The following is a 20,376-nucleotide window of genomic DNA, read 5'->3' as shown; positions in this document are numbered from 1 at the left end:
TTCATTGAGTTATTTCATGGCTTGGATGTGATAAAGATGATTTGTAGTATGACAGGATTTGGAAGGTCGAAAGTAGAAAACGATACTTTTCAAATTACAGTAGAAATGAAGTCGGTGAACCATCGCTTTTTAGAAATGAGTATTCGACTTCCGAAGCAAATGATGGTGTTTGAAGATAAAATTCGTAAAATAATTGCAGAACAAGTTCGCCGTGGACGTATTGAAGTGTCTATTAGTATAACAGGTGAAGGGCTTGTTGAAAGAAAATTAAGTGTGAATTGGGAGCTTCTTGAACAGTACCAATCCATTATGGAAGATATAAAAGGAAAATTTCAATTACAAGATTCTATTACACTTCAACAATTAATGGGTATGCCAGAAGTAACGGCAATTGAAGAAATAGAAAATGTAAATGTACAATTTGAAAACAGTTTATATGAGGCTGTTCGCCAAGCTGCTCATATGTTGAAAACGATGAGAGAGGGCGAAGGAGAACGATTACATAAAGATATAGCGTATCGTTTGCAAGAGATTCACAATTGTGTAAATGCAATTATCCCACATGCGCCAATTGTTACACAAAAATATCGTGAACGATTAGAAAATCGCTTAAAAGAATTACATAATCAAGATTTAGATGAACAACGATTGCTAACAGAAGTGGCAATATTTGCAGAGCGTTCAGATATTCACGAAGAACTAGTACGCTTACAAAGTCATTTAGATCAATTTCGTGAAGCACTGCAAATTGAAGAGCCTGTTGGAAGGAAAATGGACTTCATCGTGCAAGAGATGCATAGAGAAGTTAATACGATTGGTTCTAAGGCAAATGACTTAACAATTTCAAAATATGTCGTAGAAATGAAAAATAACCTTGAAAAAATTCGTGAACAAGTACAAAATATTGAGTAGCTTTCAAAAAATATATAAAGTTATACGTGGTGGAGAAATCGGATAGACTTACTAGGAGGCGCAAACTATGGCCATGAGGTTTTTAAATATTGGATATGGAAACATTGTATCTGCTCATCGAATTATTGCTATTGTAAGTCCGGAGTCAGCTCCTATTAAACGAACAGTACAGGAAGCACGTGAACATAATGCTTTGCTTGATGCTACGTATGGGAGAAAAACAAGGGCGGTTATTGTTATGGATGATGGGCATATTGTATTAAGTCCAATTCAGCCAGAGACGATTGCACATCGTTTGAATAATAAAGAAGATTTAAGTGAGGAAGGGTAGGTTTTACATATTTATGAGAAGTAGAAGAGGATTGCTCATCGTTCTTTCAGGACCTTCTGGGGTCGGGAAAGGAACGGTTCGAAAAGAGCTGTTTAGCCATGAAGATACGCGTTTTCAGTACTCTATTTCAGTAACGACACGTAAACCGCGTGAAGGTGAAGTAGATGGTGTGGATTATTTCTTTAAAGAGAGAGAAGAATTTGAAGAAATGATTCGTAATGAGAGGTTACTTGAATGGGCTGAATTCGTTGGTAATTATTACGGAACACCAATTGATTATGTTGAAAAAACATTACAAGAAGGAAAAGATGTGTTCCTAGAAATTGAAGTGCAAGGAGCAATTCAAGTTAAAAAAGCCTTTCCTGAAGGTGTATTTATTTTCTTAGCACCTCCAAGTTTATCTGAACTAAAGAACCGAATTGTCGGTCGTGGTACAGAAACTGAAGATGTTATTGAAAATCGTTTAACGGTAGCGAAAGAAGAAATCGAAATGATGGACGCTTATGACTATGTAGTAGAAAACGATCAAGTTGAATTAGCTTGCGACAGAATTAAAGCAATTGTGGTTGGCGAACATTGCCGCCGCGAAAGAGTAGCAAAATATTATAAAGAAATGACGGAGGGTCTATAATTATGTTAAATCCATCAATTGATTCATTATTAACAAAAATCGATTCTAAATATACACTTGTAACAGTAGCTGCGAAGCGTGCTCGTGAAATGCAACTTGCTGACAACTGTGTTATTGAACAACCTGTTTCTCATAAATGTGTAGGTAAATCATTAGAAGAAATCGATGCAGAAGTATTAAAATATGTACCAAGCGAAGACAAAATAATTGATTAAGACCATCTTTTCGACAAATTAAAACATAGACATTATAATTTTCTATGTAACGGTAACAACCTATTTACAAGTAGGTTGTTATTTTTTTACGACAGAGCTGAAAAGAACTTGTATAAAGAAGAAACGAAATACTAGCACTGACGAGCTGGAAAAATTCCATTTCAGCAGAATAAGTTTGAAAAAGAAAGAGGACGAGTCATATGCTAAAAGGGAAAAAGATACTTCTATGTGTAACAGGAGGCATTGCGGTTTTTAAAGCAGCTGCGTTAACAAGTAAAATGACACAAGCGGGGGCACTTGTAAAAGTGATGATGAGTGAGTCAGCAATGAAGTTTGTTACTCCTCTTACATTTCAAGCCCTTTCTCGTCATGATGTATATACAGATACATTCGATGAGAAAGACTCGGCGGTTATCGCTCATATTGATTTAGCAGATTGGGCGGATGTTGTACTTGTTGCACCTGCTACAGCCAATTGTATTGGAAAGTTAGCTGGTGGTATTGCTGACGATATGATTACAACTACTTTGTTAGCTACTACAGCGCCAGTGTGGATTGCACCTGCTATGAACGTGCATATGTATGAAAATAAAATTGTTCAAAAAAATATGATGACGTTAAAAACTTTAGGATATACATTCATTGAGCCTGGGGAAGGTTTTTTAGCATGTGGTTATGTAGCAAAAGGAAGATTAGAAGAGCCTGAAACGATTATTGCGCGTTTAGAGGCATCTTTCTCAGAGAAAAAGCCATTGCAAGGAAAGCGAATATTAATAACAGCTGGACCGACACGTGAAAAGATTGATCCGGTTCGTTTTATGACGAATTTTTCTTCTGGAAAGATGGGATATGCAATTGCGGAAGTGGCAGCAAACTTAGGAGCTGAGGTTATACTTATTTCAGGACCGACATCGCTAACTCCACCATTACATGTAACAACTGTACAAGTGGAATCTGCACAAGATATGTTAGAAGCTGTACTTAAGTATTATTCCAATACGGATGTTGTTATTAAAACAGCTGCAGTTGCAGATTACCGCCCGAAATATGTTCATGATAATAAAATGAAAAAGAAGAATGGCGATGCTGTTATTGAATTAGAAAGAACAGTGGATATTTTAAAAACGTTAGGTGAGAAGAAGGACCAACAGTTACTTATTGGATTTGCAGCCGAAACGACAAACATAGAGGAGTACGCAACGAGAAAATTACGTGAGAAAAATGCAAATATGATTGTTGCGAATGATGTGAAAGCCCAAGGAGCTGGATTTGGTACAGATACAAATATTGTGACAATATATAGAAAAGATGGAGAGATTATTGAGTTGCCACTTTTAACGAAGAAAGAAGTAGCTCGTGAAATATTAAAGCAAATTGAAATGATGTTAGAAGATGATCGTTTATGAAGTTTGCGAGTGTGATTGTTGATGTACCTGCACGTCAAACAGATCGACCGTTTGATTATATTATCCCTAAAAAATGGGAAGATATTGTGCAAACAGGAATGCGTGTAGTAGTCCCATTCGGCCCGAGGAAATTGCAAGGCTTTATTATTGGCATAAAGGATTCGGTTGACGTAGAAAGTAAAAAATTAAAGGTACTCTATGAAATACTAGATGTCACTCCAGTTTTAAATGAGGAGTTATTAAAGCTTGGGTATTGGCTTACAAGTGAAACGTTATGTTATATGATTTCAGCTTTTCAAGTGATGCTGCCGACAGCGATAAAAGCAACGTATAAAAAGCGTCTGCAGCTTCGTAAACAAGAAGAAGTTACGCCAGAAATTCTTTGTTTATTTCAGGGGAAGGAAACGATAGATTGGGAAGCTATCGAGGCGCAGCCACACCTATATCGCACTATTCAACAAGAAATTAAAAATGGTACGATTGAAGTAGTTTATCAAGTAAAGGATAAAGTACAAAAGAAGAAACAAAGAGTAGTTCAACCAGAATTGCCGGAAGATAAACTAGAATTAGCGGCGTTTGAACTGAAAAGTAAAAAACAACAAGATGTACTTTATTATTTTGTAGAAAATTATAAAAGTGTACCGTTGAAAATTTTAACAGAAGAATTACAAATAACAGATGCACCAATAAAAGCACTTGTTAAGAAGGGGCTAATCTCAGAAAAGTATGTAGAAGTATACCGGAATCCGTATGACGATGATGATTTTGAACAAACGAAACCATTTCCGCTTACGGAGGAACAAAAACAAGTAATTACACCGATTTTGTCATCGATTATAAATGAAACTTACAATCCATTTTTACTATATGGTGTTACAGGAAGTGGTAAGACAGAAGTGTATTTACAATCTATAGCAGCGGTGCTGAAAAAGGGAAAAGAAGCTATTGTGCTTGTTCCTGAAATCGCGTTAACGCCCCAGATGGTAGATCGCTTCAAAGGTAGGTTCGGTTCGCAAGTTGCGGTTCTTCATAGTGCGCTTTCTGTCGGAGAAAAATATGATGAATGGCGCAAGATTTTAAGAAAAGAAGTGAAAGTTGTAGTTGGTGCGCGTTCAGCTATTTTTGCTCCATTTGAAAATTTAGGGATCATTATTATTGACGAAGAGCACGAATCGAGTTATAAGCAAGAAGATAATCCGAAGTATCATGCAAGAGATGTAGCAGTATGGAGAGGGCAATATCATAAGTGTCCAATCGTTCTAGGAAGTGCAACGCCGACACTTGAATCGTTTGCTAGAGCAAAAAAAGGTGTCTATGGGTTGCTTACAATGGAAAAACGTATGAATGAACAAGCCTTGCCGACGGTAGAAATTGTTGATATGCGGGAAGAGCTTCGTGATGGAAATCGCTCAATGTTTTCAAAGGCACTGCATGAAAAAATAGCAGATCGATTAGAAAAGAAAGAACAAATGGTTCTCTTTTTAAATAGAAGGGGTCATTCTACGTTTGTGATGTGCCGTGATTGTGGGTATGTCGTACAATGTCCGCATTGTGATATTTCGCTGACATATCACAAAATGAACCATCGTTTAAAATGTCATTATTGTAGTTATGAAGAAAATATGCCAACAGAGTGTCCTGCTTGTAATAGTACTTATATTCGTTTCTTTGGTACAGGGACGCAAAAGGTTGAAGAAGAAATCACAAAACTATTTCCAGAAGCGCGAGTCATTCGAATGGATGTGGATACAACAAGCCGCAAAGGAATGCATGAAAAATTATTAAAGGCATTTGGTGAAGAGAAAGCAGATATATTACTTGGAACACAAATGATTGCAAAAGGACTTGATTTTCCGAAGGTGACGCTTGTTGGTGTTTTAACGGCGGATACGATGCTTCACCTACCTGATTTTCGGGCGAGTGAAAAGACCTATCAGCTATTGACGCAAGTGAGTGGACGTGCAGGAAGACATGAATTGCCAGGGGAAGTTGTAATTCAAACGTATACGCCGGAACATTACAGTGTAGAATTAGCAAAGAATCAACACTATGATGTATTTTTTGAACAAGAAATGCAAATGAGGCGAATGAGGCAATATCCGCCATATTACTATGTTGTACTTGTCACTGTATCTCATCCAGAATTATTAAAGGCAGTCCAAGTGACGGAAAAAATTGTCGGTCATTTACGAATGCATTGTTCACAGCAAACGATGGTATTAGGGCCAGTTGCTTCAGCAATTCCAAGGATAAAAGATAGATATCGTTACCAATGCATGATAAAATACAAACGGGAACCAAACTTAAAGAACGTGCTCAAAATGGTAAATGAACATTATCAAGCAGAAATGCAAAAAGAGCTACAAATCTCAATTGATTTTAATCCAACAATGTTAATGTAGCGGAGGGAAATATGGCAGTTTTAGAAATTGTAAAGCATCCAAATGAAGTGTTAGAAACACCATGCGAAAGAGTAATTAACTTTGATAAAAAGTTAGTGAAATTGTTAAAAGATATGCATGAAACAATGTTAATTGCAGACGGCGTTGGTTTAGCTGCGCCACAAGTAGGTGTAAGCTTACAAGTAGCTGTTGTTGATATCGGTGATGATACGGGGAAAATCGAATTAATTAATCCGGTTATTTTAGAAAAACGTGGTGAACAAGTAGGTCCCGAAGGCTGCTTAAGCTTTCCGGGACTTTATGGTGAAGTGGAGCGTGCAGATTATATTAAAGTGCGTGCGCAAAATCGCCGCGGGAAAATATTCTTATTAGAAGCGAAAGACTTCTTGGCGCGTGCAATTCAGCATGAAATCGATCATTTACATGGTGTTTTATTCACATCTAAAGTGACGAGATATTATGAAGAAAACGAATTAGAATAGGTGTTAAAAGGAGCGGTTTTTGAATGATAAAAGTAGTATTTATGGGAACACCGGACTTTTCTGTGCCGGTGCTTCGTCGTCTTATCGAGGATGGATATGACGTAGTGGGTGTTGTAACGCAACCAGATCGTCCAGTAGGTAGAAAAAAGGTTTTAACACCTACTCCTGTTAAAGTAGAAGCGGAGAAGCATGGTATTCCGGTGTTACAGCCACTGAAAATTCGTGAAAAAGACGAATATGAAAAAGTATTAGCGCTAGAGCCGGATTTAATCGTAACAGCTGCGTTCGGTCAGATTGTACCGAATGAAATTTTAGAAGCGCCAAAGTACGGATGTATTAATGTCCATGCTTCATTACTTCCAGAACTTCGCGGTGGTGCACCGATTCACTATGCAATCATGGAAGGTAAAGAGAAAACAGGTATTACAATTATGTATATGGTAGAAAAATTAGATGCTGGTGATATTTTAACGCAAGTAGAAGTAGAAATTGAAGAGCGTGAAACAACAGGTTCATTATTTGATAAGTTAAGCGAAGCGGGAGCGCACCTTTTATCTAAAACGGTTCCTTTACTAATTCAGGGTAAACTAGAACCAATTAAACAAAATGAAGATGAAGTGACGTTCGCATATAATATAAAACGTGAGCAAGAGAAAATTGATTGGACAAAAACAGGTGAAGAAGTATACAATCACATTCGCGGATTGAATCCGTGGCCAGTTGCTTATACGACTTTAGCAGGACAAGTTATTAAAGTATGGTGGGGAGAGAAGGTCTCTATTACAGAGAAAGCTGAACCAGGTACAATAGTAGCTCTTGAAGAAGATGGATTTGTTGTTGCAACAGGGAATGAGACAGGTGTTAAAATCACTGAATTGCAACCGTCTGGTAAAAAACGTATGAGTTGTTCACAATTTTTACGTGGAACAAAACCTGAAATTGGTACGAAGTTAGGAGAAAATGCATGAGACAAAATGTTCGTGAGTTAGCTCTTGATGGTTTAATTCAAGTAGAAAAAAGTGGTGCATATAGTAACTTACTTTTAAATAATTTGATTGAAAAAAGTACAATTGACAGAAAAGATATTGGTTTATTAACTGAAATTGTATATGGAACGATTCAACGTCGTGACACACTAGATTTTTACTTACAACCATTTTTAAGAAAAAAGGTTGAGGCGTGGGTAAGAGTGTTGCTTCGCTTATCTTTATATCAAATGCTATATTTAGACCGAGTTCCAGAAAGAGCTGCTATTCATGAAGCTGTTGAGATTGCGAAGCGTCGTGGGCATAAGGGGATTTCAGGCATGGTGAACGGAGTATTGCGTTCGATTCAGCGAGAAGGTGTACCTTCTTTAGAAGAAATCAATAATCCGGTAGAACGTCTTGCGATTGCAACAAGTCATCCAATGTGGCTTGTACAAGACTGGGCATCTGAATATGGTTTAGAGACAGCAGAGAAAATGTGTGAAGTAAATATGATACCACCTGTACCGACAGCACGTGTGAATGTTGATAAAGTTACGGTAGAAGAAGCGATTGGACTATTAGCAAATGAGGGTATAGAAGCGAAACGTGGCGATTTGTCAGATGATGCAATTCAAATTGAAAGAGGGAATGTAGCGCATACAGAAGCGTTCAAAAAAGGATTTCTTTCTATTCAAGATGAAAGCTCTATGCTTGTTGCACGTGCTTTAGAACCGAATGAGGGAGATACAGTTCTTGATAGCTGTGCCGCTCCTGGTGGTAAAACAACGCATATAGCCGAGCGTTTAAAGGGAACGGGTAAAGTAATGTCACTTGATTTACACGCGCATAAAGTACGTTTAATTAGACAACAAGCAGATCGACTTGGTCTAGAAAATGTAGAAACAAAGGCATTAGATGCTAGAAAAGTTCAAGAGCATTTCGAAAATGAAACTTTTGATAAAATATTAGTAGATGCACCATGTTCTGGGTTTGGTGTTATAAGACGTAAACCTGATATTAAGTTAGGCAAAGATAAGGGCGATAGTGAACGATTATCAACGATTCAACTTGCGATATTAGAAAAAATAGCACCATTGTTAAAACAAGGTGGTCGCCTTGTTTATAGTACGTGCACAATTGAAAAAATAGAAAATGAACAAGTAATAGAGCAATTTTTACAAGAGCATCCTGAATTTGAGTGGGATACTACGATTAAAGAGCGTATGCCAGAAAAATTAAGTCCGTATATTAATGAAGGTCAAATACAAATTTTACCGCATTATTTTGCAACAGATGGCTTTTATATTGCTTGTTTAAGAAAGAAGGTGTAGCATCATGGAAACGACTGTAAAAAAACAAAAGAAAAATGTAGAAACAAAGAAACCATCAATTTACTCTTTACAACTTCATGAAATGCAAGATTGGTTAAAGGAACAAGGGGAACCTAAATTCCGTGCAGGACAAATTTTTGATTGGTTATATAAAAAACGTGTAAAAAATTATGAGGATATGTCAAACCTTTCTAAAGGATTGCGCGATAAATTGTCGAATTCCTTTGATATTACTACTTTAAATACGTTAGTAAAACAAACGTCTTCGGATGGAACAATTAAATTCTTATTCCAGTTATACGATGGGTACTCTATTGAAACGGTATTAATGCGACATGAATATGGAAATTCCATTTGTGTAACAACACAGGTTGGTTGCCGTATTGGATGTACGTTCTGTGCATCTACACTTGGTGGGTTAAAACGAAACCTAGAGGCTGGAGAAATTGTAGCGCAAGTAGTAGAAGTTCAGCGTGCGCTTGATGAAACAGAAGAACGTGTAAGTTCTCTTGTTGTTATGGGAATTGGAGAACCGTTTGATAATTATGACAACTTAATGTCATTCTTACGCATTGTAAATCATGAAAAAGGAATTCATATTGGTGCAAGGCATATGACAGTTTCAACAAGTGGAATTGTTCCGAAAATTTATAAGTTCGCTGAAGAAGATATGCAAATCAATTTTGCGATTTCATTGCATGCTGCAAATACAGAGCTACGTTCAAAATTAATGCCGATTAACCGTGCTTATAAGCTACCTGATTTAATGGAAGCTATTAAATACTATGTAAATAGAACAGGGCGTCGTATTACATTTGAATATGGCTTATTTGGAGGAGAAAACGACCAAGTTGAGCATGCTGAAGAACTTGCTGCGCTCTTAAAAGGTGTAAAATGTCATGTGAACTTAATTCCGGTAAACTACGTGCCAGAACGTGATTACGTACGTACGCCACGTGAGCAAATTTTCTTATTTGAAAAGACGCTAAAAGATCGTGGAGTGAATGTAACAATTCGCCGTGAACAAGGTCATGATATTGATGCAGCCTGCGGTCAGTTGCGTGCGAAGGAGCGCAAAGAAGAGACGAGGTGACGAGATGAAAGCCGTGTTTCTATCGGATAAAGGGAAAGTTCGTCAACATAATGAAGATAGTGCAGGAGTTTTTCACAATTTAGATGGAAATATTTTAGCGGTAGTAGCAGATGGAATGGGAGGTCATCGAGCTGGCGATGTAGCCAGCTCGATGGCCATTCAATTATTCCATGATTATTGGAAGCAAACGCATAATATGAATGAGCCTAAAAAGATAGAAAAGTGGTTACATACTAACGTTGGAATTATTAATGAGCGCATATATGCGTACTCTAAGCAACATGTAGAGTGTAATGGCATGGGAACAACGGTTATCGTAGCGATTTGTACACCTAGTTTTGTAACAATTGGTCATATAGGAGATAGTCGTTGTTATATGGTATCAGAGGGAGAGATAGCGCTTGTAACGGAAGATCACTCACTTGTAAATGAACTTGTTAGGCACGGTGAAATTTCAAAAGAAGATGCAGAATATCACCCGAAAAAGAATGTTCTGTTAAGAGCGTTAGGAACAGAAGAAAAGGTCGAACTAGATGTAAAAACATTGGTGCTCGAAGAAGACGATCAATTACTTCTTTGCTCTGATGGATTGTCTAACAAAGTACCTATGACTGATATGCAACAAATTTTACAATTAAATGAACAGCTCGAGGCGAAAGGAGAGCATCTCATTCAATTAGCAAATGATCGTGGTGGAGAAGATAATATCACCCTCGTTCTTATTGATTATGTGGATTCGACAAACGAAAGTAGGTGAAGTGCAACGTGCTGATTGGAAAACGCTTAAATGACCGTTATAAACTGCTAAAAATGATTGGCGGTGGAGGAATGGCCAATGTATATTTAGCTCATGATGATATACTCGGCCGAGATGTAGCGGTGAAAATATTAAGACTCGACTATTCAAATAACGAAGAGTTTATTAAACGTTTCCATCGAGAAGCGCAATCTGTTACAACGTTGTCGCATCCAAATATTGTGAATATGTATGATGTTGGGGAAGAGGATGGTATATATTATCTTGTAATGGAATATGTACCTGGACGAACATTGAAGCAATACATAATTGATCGAGGAATGTTACCGATAGGAGAAGCTCTTGATATTATGGAGCAGTTAACGTCCGCCATGGCACATGCCCATCATTTTGAGATTGTACATCGTGATATTAAACCGCACAATATTTTGATTCGAGATGATGGAGTGATAAAAGTCACAGACTTTGGAATTGCGACAGCTACAAGTGCAACAACGATTACACATACAAATTCGGTGCTCGGTTCGGTGCATTATTTATCACCAGAACAAGCGCGCGGCGGTATAGCGAATAAACAATCAGATATTTATTCACTTGGGATTGTTATGTTTGAATTGTTAACAGGAAGACAACCATTTTCTGGTGAATCTGCTGTTGCAATTGCTTTAAAACATTTACAAAATGAAATACCATCTCCGAAAAGATGGAATGAAAATATTCCACAAAGTGTTGAAAATATTATATTAAAGGCAACTGCGAAAGATCCGTTCCATCGATATCAATCTGCTAACGCGATGAAACGAGATATTGAGACAGCGCTATATCCAGAACGAATAAATGAACAACCATTTTACATACCAGAAGATATGGAAGCGACGAAAGCGATTCCAATTATTCAACAAGAACAATTATTTCAAAATGTAAGTGATGAAACGATTGTATTAAAAGGAAGTAAAGTAGATGAACAAGTAAGAAAAGAAGCGACCGAATCCGGTAAGAAGAAAAAACGAAGTAACAAATGGCTGAAGGTTTTAATTACAACATTTTTACTTTTAGCGATAGGGATAACATTAGCGCTTACTGTTATTCCAGGCTTCTTTATTCCGAAAGATGTGAAGGTTCCTGACGTGGCTGGTATGAAGTATACGACAGCTGTAAATGCATTAGTTGAAAAGGGGTTTGAAGTTACTGAACCTAATATTGTATATACAGATAATGTTGAAGTCGGAAAAGTGATAAAAACAGATCCTATAGCAGGAAGAGTAGTGAAAGAAAACTCTAAAATTACTATCTATCAATCAGGTGGAAAAAAGAAAAGTAAGATGCGCGATTTGACAGGAAAAGATTTTGAGAGTATAAGAGCTGAGCTAGAAGAGAAATATAAACAAGTTACACCAAATTATATTGAAAATGATAAACCTAAAGGTGAAATTGTAGAACAAATACCAACACCTGATCAAATGGTTGTAGAAGGAGAACAAGAAGTAAAGATTTGGATAAGTAAAGGACCTTATCAGATTAGACCAGGGGATTTTTCAAGCTGGACTGAAAATAGCGTGAAAAGTTATTTAAATGAAAGAAAACTTGTTTCTGATATAAAAAGGGAATATTCAGATACAATTGATAAAGGTCTTGTTATTTCACAATTTCCGAAGCCTGGGACAGCTTTAAAAGAAGGAGATAAAGTAACGGTTATTATCTCTGATGGTCCGAAGCCTAAAGTGACGAAAACGGTAAAAGTGGATAACATCTCTATCCCATATGAGCCTCCTGCAACAGGTGAGAAAAAGCCACAAACAATAGAAATTTATAAAGAAGATATGCAGCAAAAAATGGATAGACCAGTTGAAACGAGAACAATTACTGAGTCGGCCACTATTTCTTTAGAATTTGTAATTCAAGAAGGTGCAAAGGGACACTATAAAATTGTTCGGGATGGAGTAACGATTATCGACAAAGAAGTGCCGTATCCAGCTCAATAATAGTGAATTCCAATTTCTTCTTATAGAGAATGGGATGTATTACTCTTGCCTGTTATGCTGTCTACATAGTGGACGGTATAACAGGCAAAAATATATGATTCAAAAAGCTGTAAAAGTGATACTGTTGTAAATAATATTTCAAATTTGATGGTAGATTAAATATATGAACCTGGATATATATTTGGTGGGCTTTGAAATAATTGTTTAAAGAACTCTAGTCTATTCATATTTAATTGCAGTTTCATTTTATACAAAATAAAGGAGAATTATATGCCAGAAGGAAAAATTGTAAAAGCTTTAAGTGGGTTTTATTATGTGCAGAATGAGGAAGGGATTACACAATGTCGCGGGCGTGGTGTATTTAGAAAGAATAAAATTACGCCACTTGTAGGAGACCAAGTTGTTTTTCAAGCGGATAATCCGAATGAAGGTTATGTGTTAGAAGTATTTGATCGGAAAAATGAACTTGTTAGACCTCCTATTGCTAATGTTGATCAAGCTATTCTTGTTTTCTCTGCAGTAGAACCAGATTTTAATCCAGGACTGTTAGATCGATTTTTAGTATTGATTGAATATCATAACATTAAACCGATTATTTGCATTAGTAAGATGGATTTAGTAGATGAAAAAATGAGAGAAACTGTTGAATCTTATGCAAATGATTATCGTGAAATGGGTTATGATGTGTTGTTTACTTCTATAAATACATCGGAAAGTATTGATATTCTGAAACCATTCTTAGAAGGTTGTATTTCCGTCGTTGCAGGCCAATCTGGTGTTGGGAAATCTTCAATGCTAAACGTATTACGCCCAGATTTAGAATTGAAAACAAATGATATTTCTTCACATTTAGGGCGTGGAAAGCATACGACAAGACACGTGGAATTAATTACAGTTGGAAGCGGACTTGTTGCGGATACACCTGGTTTTAGTTCACTGGATTTCATAGATATAGAAGTAGAAGACCTTACATATTGTTTTCCAGAGTTGAAAGAAGCGAGCCGATACTGTAAATTTAGAGGGTGTACACACCTTGTTGAACCGAAATGCGCGGTGAAAGCTGCGGTTGAAGAAGGAAAGATTACCGAATATCGTTATAAGAATTACAAACAATTCGTAGAAGAAATTAGAGAGAGAAAGCCGAGGTATTAGTCATGATTAAAATTGCACCATCGATTTTATCAGCAGATTTTTCAAGATTAGGGGAAGAGATTAAAGATGTAGAAAAAGGCGGAGCTGACTACATTCACGTCGATGTAATGGATGGACATTTCGTACCAAATATTACGATTGGACCATTAATTGTAGAAGCAATCCGTCCGATTACATCATTACCGTTAGATGTACATTTAATGATTGAAAATCCTGATAACTATATCCCAACTTTCGCAAAAGCGGGAGCTGATATTATTACTGTCCATGTAGAAGCTTGTCCACATCTACATCGTACAATTCAGTTAATTAAATCTCATGACATTAAAGCGGGAGTTGTATTAAATCCACATACTCCAGTTTCAACGATTGAGCATGTATTAGAAGATATAGACATGGTATTACTTATGACAGTAAATCCTGGATTTGGCGGACAGAAGTTTATTCATTCTGTATTACCGAAAATCAAACAAGTTGCAGAAATGGTTAAAGAGCGAAATCTACAAGTGGAAATTGAAGTTGATGGTGGTGTCAACGCTGAAACGGCAAGACTTTGTATTGAAGCAGGAGCGAATGTTCTTGTAGCGGGATCAGCAGTATACAATCAAAAAGACCGCGGTGAAGCAATTCGTGTAATTCGCGGATAAAGAATGAACGAACCTTTATCCTAGTGAAGCTTCTAGTTCATTAAGACTTCACTATTTATACATGTTAGAGTGGCAAATAAGGAGAAAGGCAATCTACCGAATGGCAGATTGCCTTTTTACAATAGAAGGGGAAGGAAAAATGATTATTCATATTTTAGCGGGAGGACCTGCAGAATACTGCGCAGATTTTTCTCGGTATGAAAATGAAGAAGTAGTTTGGGCGGCCGTTGATAGAGGAGTGTACCGTTTGTTGAAAAGAGGAATCACTCCGGCTGTTGCGTTTGGAGATTATGATTCAGTTACTGATGATGAATTAGCATGGATGGGACAGCAGACAAATGAATTACATATTGTCCCACGAGAAAAAGATCAAACAGATTTAGAAATTGCAATTAGCTGGGCTTTAGAACAGAAACCAAAATTAATTCGTATTTTTGGTGCTACTGGTGGAAGGCTTGATCACGGTTTAGCAAATATTCAGATGCTTTTAAAGGGATTAGAAGTAAATATAGAAATGTGTATTGTGGACAATAAAAATGAAATAATGGTGAAAAAGCTTGGTACGTATATAATTGAAGGAAATGAACATTTTCCATACGTATCATTTGTACCAGTTACTGAAAGGGTGGAAGGCATTACACTTCACGGTTTTAAGTACCCTCTTACTAATAAAACAATAGAGTGGGGATCGACACTTTGTATTAGTAATGAACTCATTAAGGAAAAAGGTACTTTTTCATTTACTTCTGGCATATTAATGATGATAAGAAGCACTGATTGAAGAAACAATTTTGCTCCTTGCATCATATAGTGAACAAGTGGAGTAATGGGGATTAGGAGGGAAACCATGAGATTTTATACAATTAAGTTACCTAAATTTCTTGGTGGAATTGTTCGTGCGATGTTAAATACCTTTAAAAAAGACTAAAAAAAGCACCTATTACCGGTGCTTTTTCCATTGGTATAGTAAAAAAAGAGCCTAGCGGCTCTTTTTTTTATTATTAAACACGTTCGATTTTGCCAGATTTTAATGCTCTAGCAGAAACGTAAACACGTTGAACTTTACCGTCGATGCGTACGCGAACTTTTTGAAGGTTAGCGCCCCATTTACGTTTTGTAGCGTTCATTGCGTGAGAACGAGAGTTACCAGAACGAGCTTTTCTTCCAGTGATAGCACAAACACGAGCCATTTATATTTCCCTCCCTTGATACCTTACCATGCGTAATTTTTCAATGTTAGTCTTTTATGCGATGCTAAAAACACTACTATAATTTAACACAACTAAAAAGAGAATGCAACACCGTAGGAAAAAGAAATCAAGAAAAATTACTTGACACTATATATCAATGAAGAAAAGTTGAAATCAAGAAAAATTGCTTGACATATTATAGTGGTACATGTTGTATAATAACAATGGACTATTTTGCTCATCATAAAAAAATGTAATTTAAAACATAAAATATGAGAGTGAAAAAGAAAGAACGATGGAATTTTCTTTAAAAAGATTATATGATAGTAACTAAAGTAGTCTAGCTCACTTTCACCATTTATGAAGGGGGAAACGAGATGTCAATTGAAATTAAAACGAAGTACGGTCAAATTGATATTAGTACAGATGTAATTGCAACAATTGCTGGAGGTGCCGCAGTAGATTGCTACGGTATCGTAGGTATGGCATCAAAAAATCAATTAAAAGATGGATTAACAGACATTTTACGAAAAGAAAACTTCACTAGGGGCGTAATTGTTCGTAAAAATGAAGATGAAGTACATATTGATATGTATATTATTGTGAGCTATGGTACGAAAATTTCAGAAGTAGCACATAACGTGCAGACGAAAGTGAAATATACATTAGATCAAACTGTAGGACTAGCAGTAGATTCTGTAAACATCTACGTACAAGGAGTTAAAGTAATAAACTTGTAATGTGCATTAAGGAGGAAAATCTGTGTCAATTCAAAAAATTGATGGGAAACGTTTATCACAAATGATCATTCAAGGAGCGAATAATTTAACAAATAATGTTCAGCTTGTTGATGCATTAAACGTATTTCCAGTTCCAGATGGCGATACCGGTACAAACATGAACTTATCAATGACTTCAGGCGCACGTGAAGTGAAAGCAAATCCTTCACAGCATGCTGGTAAAGTCGGCGTAAGTTTAGCCAAAGGATTATTAATGGGAGCACGTGGTAACTCTGGTGTTATTTTATCTCAATTGTTCCGTGGTTTCTCTAAATCCATTGAACAAAAAGAAGAATTAACAACAGTTGATTTTGCTGCAGCTTTAGAAGCTGGAGTAGAGGCGGCTTACAAAGCGGTTATGAAACCGATCGAAGGAACGATTTTAACGGTTGCAAGAGAAACGGGTAAATATGCAGTGACAGTTGCGAAAAAACAGCGCGACTTTGTTTTGTTTATGGAAGACGTTGTGAAAGAAGCAAATGCATCGTTAAATCGTACGCCAGATTTATTACCTGTATTAAAACAAGTTGGCGTTGTAGATAGCGGTGGTAAAGGTCTTGTTGTTGTATACGAAGGATTTTTAGCTGACTTAAAAGGAGAAACGATTTCTTCTGATGCGCCTGCACAACCATCTATGAATGAAATGGTACGCGCAGAACATCACCGTAGTGTACAAAGCCAATTGAGTACAGAAGATATTAAGTATGGATATTGTACGGAATTCATGGTGAAATTAGAGCCTGAAAAAATGAAGGAACATAATTTCTCTGAACAAAAATTCCGTGAAGATATTAGTGTGTACGGAGATTCACTACTTGTTGTATCGGATGATGAGGTTGTAAAGGTTCATATTCATGCGGAACATCCTGGAGATCCTATGAACTACGGACAGCGTTACGGTAGTCTAATTAAGATCAAAGTAGAAAATATGCGTGAACAGCATACTGCTTTATTAGATGAACCTACTCCGATGCCTGAACAAACGAATCAGCCAAAAGAGAAACAACCGTATGGTATTGTAACTGTAGCTATGGGATCTGGTATTAAAACTTTATTTGAGAGCATTGGCGCAACAAAAGTTATCGAAGGTGGCCAAACGATGAATCCAAGTACGGAGGATATCGTGAAGGCGATTGAAGAGGCGAATGCTGAAAAAATTATCATTTTACCAAATAACGGAAATATCGTGATGGCAGCAGAACAAGCAGCATCAGTGGTAGATCAAGAAGTTATTGTTGTTCGTTCAAAAACAGTTCCTCAAGGTATGGCTGCTATGTTAGCATTTAATCCAGTTGGAACGTTAGAAGAGAATGAAGAACACATGAAAGAAGCTTTATCCCATGTGAAAACAGGTCAAATTACGTATGCTGTTCGTGATACGGAAATTGATGGTGTAGCAATTCAAAAAGATGATTTCATGTGTATTGCAGATGGTAAAATTGTATCTACAAATGCTGAAAAAGTAGGAGCTGCGAAGCAATTACTAGAAGCGCTAATTGATGAGGATTCTGAAATCGTAACGATTCTACAAGGTGAAGATGCAACAGATGAAGAAGTGGCTGAATTAGTTACGTTTGTAGAAGAGAGCTTTGAAGATGCAGAAGTAGAAGTACATGCAGGGAACCAACCGGTGTATTCTTTCATCTTCTCTGTAGAATAAGAAAAGATTCGTTTTGAAAATAAATGGATTACTTACTTGCTAATGGATAAGAAGTAGTGATATGAAATTTATTACTAGTTTTTATTCAAAAGGCTAGCATATTGATGATAGAAAAGAGCCTTGCTGCTAAAAGTGAGGCTCTTTTCTTACGTGTTGTATAACTTTGTTTTATATAGAGGGATTAGAGTAGTTTCTCTTAGAATGCCTATGATAGAATATATAGGGTGAAAGAGAGCGATTACAGATGTTAATGATGTTAATGGTTAATCAATAGAGTGAAACAAAGAAAATAATGTGACGGAGCGTGAGAATCTTGAATGAAGTTGTACAAGTTCCTGTTACGGGTGTAAAGGGAATCGGAGGAGAAACATCTGAGTTATTACACGAGATGGGAATTTATACAGTTTCTCATCTATTAGAACATTTTCCGTACCGTTATGAAGACTATGCGATGAAAGATCTTGCTGAAGTAAAGCATGATGAGCGTGTGACAGTTGAGGGGAAAGTTCATAGTGCTCCTTTACTGCAATATTATGGGAAGAAGAAGTCGCGTCTAACAGTTCGTGTCCTTGTTGGTCGTTATTTAATTACAGCTGTATGTTTTAATAGACCATACTATAAACAGAAGTTAAAGTTAGAGGAAACGGTAACAATTACTGGTAAATGGGATCAGCATCGCCAAACAATTGCTGTATCAGAACTTCATTTTGGACCAGTTTTACGTCAACAAGAAGTAGAGCCTGTATATTCAGTGAAAGGAAAATTGACAGTAAAACAGATGCGCCGTTTTGTTGCGCAAGCATTTAAGGAGTATGGAGATTCCATAGTCGAAGTATTACCAGACGGTTTGTTAAGTCGGTATAAATTATTACCACGCTATGAAGCGCTGCGAGCGTTACATTTTCCAGTGGGACAGGAAGACTTAAAGCAAGCGCGACGCCGTTTTGTATATGAGGAGTTTTTCTTGTTTCAGTTGAAAATGCAAACACTTCGGAAGATGGAAAGGGAAAATTCGAAAGGGACGAAGAAAGAAATTTCGTCAGTAGAATTACAAGAGTTTACCGATGCACTTCCATTTCCGTTAACTGGCGCACAACGCCGAGTTGTAGATGAAATTATGAAAGATATGACATCTCCTTATCGAATGAATCGATTATTACAAGGTGATGTAGGGTCTGGGAAAACAGTTGTCGCTGCGATTGCTCTTTATGCGGCGAAATTGGCTCATTACCAAGGTGCTTTGATGGTTCCTACAGAAATTTTAGCTGAACAACATTATCAGTCGCTCGCTGAGACATTTTCGCATTTCGGTATGAAGGTTGAATTACTAACAAGTTCTGTAAAGGGTGCGAGACGTCGAGAAATTTTGGCGAAATTAGAACAAGGAGAAATAGATATCCTCGTTGGGACGCATGCTTTAATTCAGGATGAAGTTATATTTCATAGGTTAGGTCTCGTTATTACCGATGAACAACATCGATTTGGTGTAGCGCAGCGCCGGGTTTTACGGGAGAAAGGTGAAAGTCCAGATGTGTTATTTATGACGGCGACCCCAATTCCGCGTACGTTAGCAATCACTGCATTTGGAGAGATGGACGTTTCTATTATCGACGAAATGCCAGCTGGTAGAAAGGTAATTGAAACGTATTGGGCAAAACATGATATGTTAGATCGTGTTCTCGGTTTTGTGGAGAAAGAGATAAAAAAAGGAAGACAAGCATATGTTATTTGTCCTCTTATTGAAGAGTCTGAGAAGCTTGATGTGCAAAATGCTATCGATTTACATAGTATGCTGACTCATCATTACGAAGGGAAATGCCAAGTTGGATTAATGCATGGAAGGCTATCATCTCAGGAAAAAGAAGAGATAATGGGACAGTTTAGTGAAAATAAAGTGCAAATTCTTGTATCGACAACAGTTGTTGAAGTAGGTGTGAACGTACCAAATGCGACTGTTATGGTTATTTATGACGCAGAGCGTTTCGGTTTATCACAGCTCCATCAGCTGAGGGGGCGTGTTGGACGTGGTAGTGAACAATCATATTGTTTATTAATCGCGGATCCGAAATCGGAAACGGGAAAAGAGCGAATGCGTATTATGACTGAAACGAATGATGGATTTGTATTGTCAGAAAAAGATTTAGAGTTACGAGGTCCTGGGGATTTCTTTGGAAGTAAGCAAAGTGGTCTGCCAGAATTTAAGGTTGCTGATATGGTACATGATTATCGGGCGTTAGAAACTGCTAGACAAGATGCGACAATATTGGTAGAATCAGAAGCATTTTGGCACAATGATCAGTATGCTTCGCTGCGTACTTATCTTGATGGAACAGGTGTGTTCCAAGGAGAGAAGCTCGATTAAAGGGAGTCAACAAAAGTTTTTGTTGCATTCTACTTTTAATGATTATATACTACTGTTAGTACCTAGTCATAAAAAT

20 protein-coding genes are annotated in these 20,376 nt (G+C 37.0%); 19 read left to right on the top strand and 1 reads right to left on the bottom strand.

Annotation, left to right across the window (positions count from 1 at the left end):
- Positions 1–36: 36 nt before the first annotated feature.
- From VK90_RS15210 to spoVM, 16 genes are all read left to right on the top strand, one after another.
- Positions 37–912, top strand: a complete 876-nt coding sequence (locus VK90_RS15210) for a YicC/YloC family endoribonuclease (RefSeq protein ID WP_002173129.1) — start codon at positions 37–39, stop codon at positions 910–912.
- A 67-nt stretch (positions 913–979) separates the two neighbouring features.
- Positions 980–1,243, top strand: a complete 264-nt coding sequence (gene remA, locus VK90_RS15205) for an extracellular matrix/biofilm regulator RemA (RefSeq protein ID WP_002173128.1) — start codon at positions 980–982, stop codon at positions 1,241–1,243.
- Between the two features lie 13 nt (positions 1,244–1,256).
- The gene (gene gmk / locus VK90_RS15200) at positions 1,257–1,874 is read left to right on the top strand and encodes a guanylate kinase (protein WP_002173127.1); all 618 of its coding nucleotides are present in this window, start codon (positions 1,257–1,259) and stop codon (positions 1,872–1,874) included.
- 2 nt (positions 1,875–1,876) lie between these two features.
- Positions 1,877–2,089: a DNA-directed RNA polymerase subunit omega gene (gene rpoZ / locus VK90_RS15195; RefSeq protein WP_000933964.1), complete on the top strand. Its 213-nt coding sequence runs from the start codon at positions 1,877–1,879 to the stop codon at positions 2,087–2,089.
- 200 nt (positions 2,090–2,289) lie between these two features.
- Positions 2,290–3,495, top strand: coding sequence for a bifunctional phosphopantothenoylcysteine decarboxylase/phosphopantothenate--cysteine ligase CoaBC (coaBC, locus tag VK90_RS15190; protein WP_048373951.1), 1,206 nt, complete (start codon positions 2,290–2,292; stop codon positions 3,493–3,495).
- Positions 3,492–5,897, top strand: a complete 2,406-nt coding sequence (gene priA / locus VK90_RS15185) for a primosomal protein N' (protein ID WP_048373949.1) — start codon at positions 3,492–3,494, stop codon at positions 5,895–5,897. The genes coaBC and priA overlap by 4 nt, the downstream gene beginning before the upstream one ends.
- Before the next feature lie 11 nt (positions 5,898–5,908).
- Entirely contained in the window at positions 5,909–6,379 is a 471-nt protein-coding gene (gene def, locus VK90_RS15180) for a peptide deformylase (protein ID WP_002173124.1), read from the top strand.
- A gap of 23 nt (positions 6,380–6,402) precedes the next feature.
- Positions 6,403–7,347, top strand: coding sequence for a methionyl-tRNA formyltransferase (fmt, locus tag VK90_RS15175; RefSeq protein ID WP_048373946.1), 945 nt, complete (start codon positions 6,403–6,405; stop codon positions 7,345–7,347).
- Positions 7,344–8,678 (top strand): 16S rRNA (cytosine(967)-C(5))-methyltransferase RsmB, encoded by a 1,335-nt coding sequence (gene rsmB / locus VK90_RS15170; RefSeq protein ID WP_048373943.1) that lies wholly within the window; start codon positions 7,344–7,346, stop codon positions 8,676–8,678. The genes fmt and rsmB overlap by 4 nt, the downstream gene beginning before the upstream one ends.
- A 4-nt stretch (positions 8,679–8,682) precedes the next feature.
- Positions 8,683–9,771, top strand: coding sequence for a 23S rRNA (adenine(2503)-C(2))-methyltransferase RlmN (gene rlmN, locus VK90_RS15165; protein ID WP_025148315.1), 1,089 nt, complete (start codon positions 8,683–8,685; stop codon positions 9,769–9,771).
- A 4-nt stretch (positions 9,772–9,775) separates the two neighbouring features.
- On the top strand, positions 9,776–10,528 hold the full coding sequence (locus tag VK90_RS15160) for a Stp1/IreP family PP2C-type Ser/Thr phosphatase (RefSeq protein ID WP_048373939.1): 753 nt from the start codon (positions 9,776–9,778) through the stop codon (positions 10,526–10,528).
- 8 nt (positions 10,529–10,536) lie between these two features.
- On the top strand, positions 10,537–12,510 hold the full coding sequence (pknB, locus tag VK90_RS15155; RefSeq protein ID WP_048373937.1) for a Stk1 family PASTA domain-containing Ser/Thr kinase: 1,974 nt from the start codon (positions 10,537–10,539) through the stop codon (positions 12,508–12,510).
- Between the two features lie 270 nt (positions 12,511–12,780).
- A complete protein-coding gene (gene rsgA / locus VK90_RS15150; protein ID WP_002173118.1) occupies positions 12,781–13,662 on the top strand; it encodes a ribosome small subunit-dependent GTPase A in 882 nt (293 codons plus the stop codon).
- Between the two features lie 2 nt (positions 13,663–13,664).
- On the top strand, positions 13,665–14,309 hold the full coding sequence (rpe, locus tag VK90_RS15145; protein ID WP_002111395.1) for a ribulose-phosphate 3-epimerase: 645 nt from the start codon (positions 13,665–13,667) through the stop codon (positions 14,307–14,309).
- A gap of 100 nt (positions 14,310–14,409) precedes the next feature.
- On the top strand, positions 14,410–15,090 hold the full coding sequence (locus VK90_RS15140) for a thiamine diphosphokinase (protein WP_048373934.1): 681 nt from the start codon (positions 14,410–14,412) through the stop codon (positions 15,088–15,090).
- Positions 15,091–15,156: 66 nt separating this feature from the next.
- Positions 15,157–15,237 (top strand): stage V sporulation protein SpoVM, encoded by an 81-nt coding sequence (gene spoVM / locus VK90_RS15135; protein ID WP_001213599.1) that lies wholly within the window; start codon positions 15,157–15,159, stop codon positions 15,235–15,237.
- Between the two features lie 73 nt (positions 15,238–15,310).
- Here the strand turns inward: spoVM and rpmB are convergent, their stop codons facing one another.
- On the bottom strand, positions 15,311–15,499 hold the full coding sequence (rpmB, locus tag VK90_RS15130; RefSeq protein WP_000124776.1) for a 50S ribosomal protein L28: 189 nt from the start codon (positions 15,497–15,499) through the stop codon (positions 15,311–15,313).
- Positions 15,500–15,876: 377 nt separating this feature from the next.
- Here rpmB and VK90_RS15125 point away from each other — a divergent pair, with 377 nt between their 5' ends.
- From VK90_RS15125 to recG, 3 genes are all read left to right on the top strand, one after another.
- Positions 15,877–16,239, top strand: coding sequence for an Asp23/Gls24 family envelope stress response protein (locus VK90_RS15125; RefSeq protein WP_002173116.1), 363 nt, complete (start codon positions 15,877–15,879; stop codon positions 16,237–16,239).
- Positions 16,240–16,261: 22 nt separating this feature from the next.
- The gene (locus tag VK90_RS15120) at positions 16,262–17,938 is read left to right on the top strand and encodes a DAK2 domain-containing protein (RefSeq protein ID WP_048373932.1); all 1,677 of its coding nucleotides are present in this window, start codon (positions 16,262–16,264) and stop codon (positions 17,936–17,938) included.
- Positions 17,939–18,251: 313 nt separating this feature from the next.
- Positions 18,252–20,300, top strand: a complete 2,049-nt coding sequence (recG, locus tag VK90_RS15115) for an ATP-dependent DNA helicase RecG (protein ID WP_048373930.1) — start codon at positions 18,252–18,254, stop codon at positions 20,298–20,300.
- Positions 20,301–20,376 lie beyond the last annotated feature (76 nt).

This window comes from Bacillus sp. LK2 (assembly GCF_001043575.1).
In the GTDB taxonomy this organism is placed as follows: Bacteria; Bacillota; Bacilli; order Bacillales; family Bacillaceae_G; genus Bacillus_A; species Bacillus_A paramycoides.
This window is presented reverse-complemented; position numbering and strand designations above follow the sequence as displayed.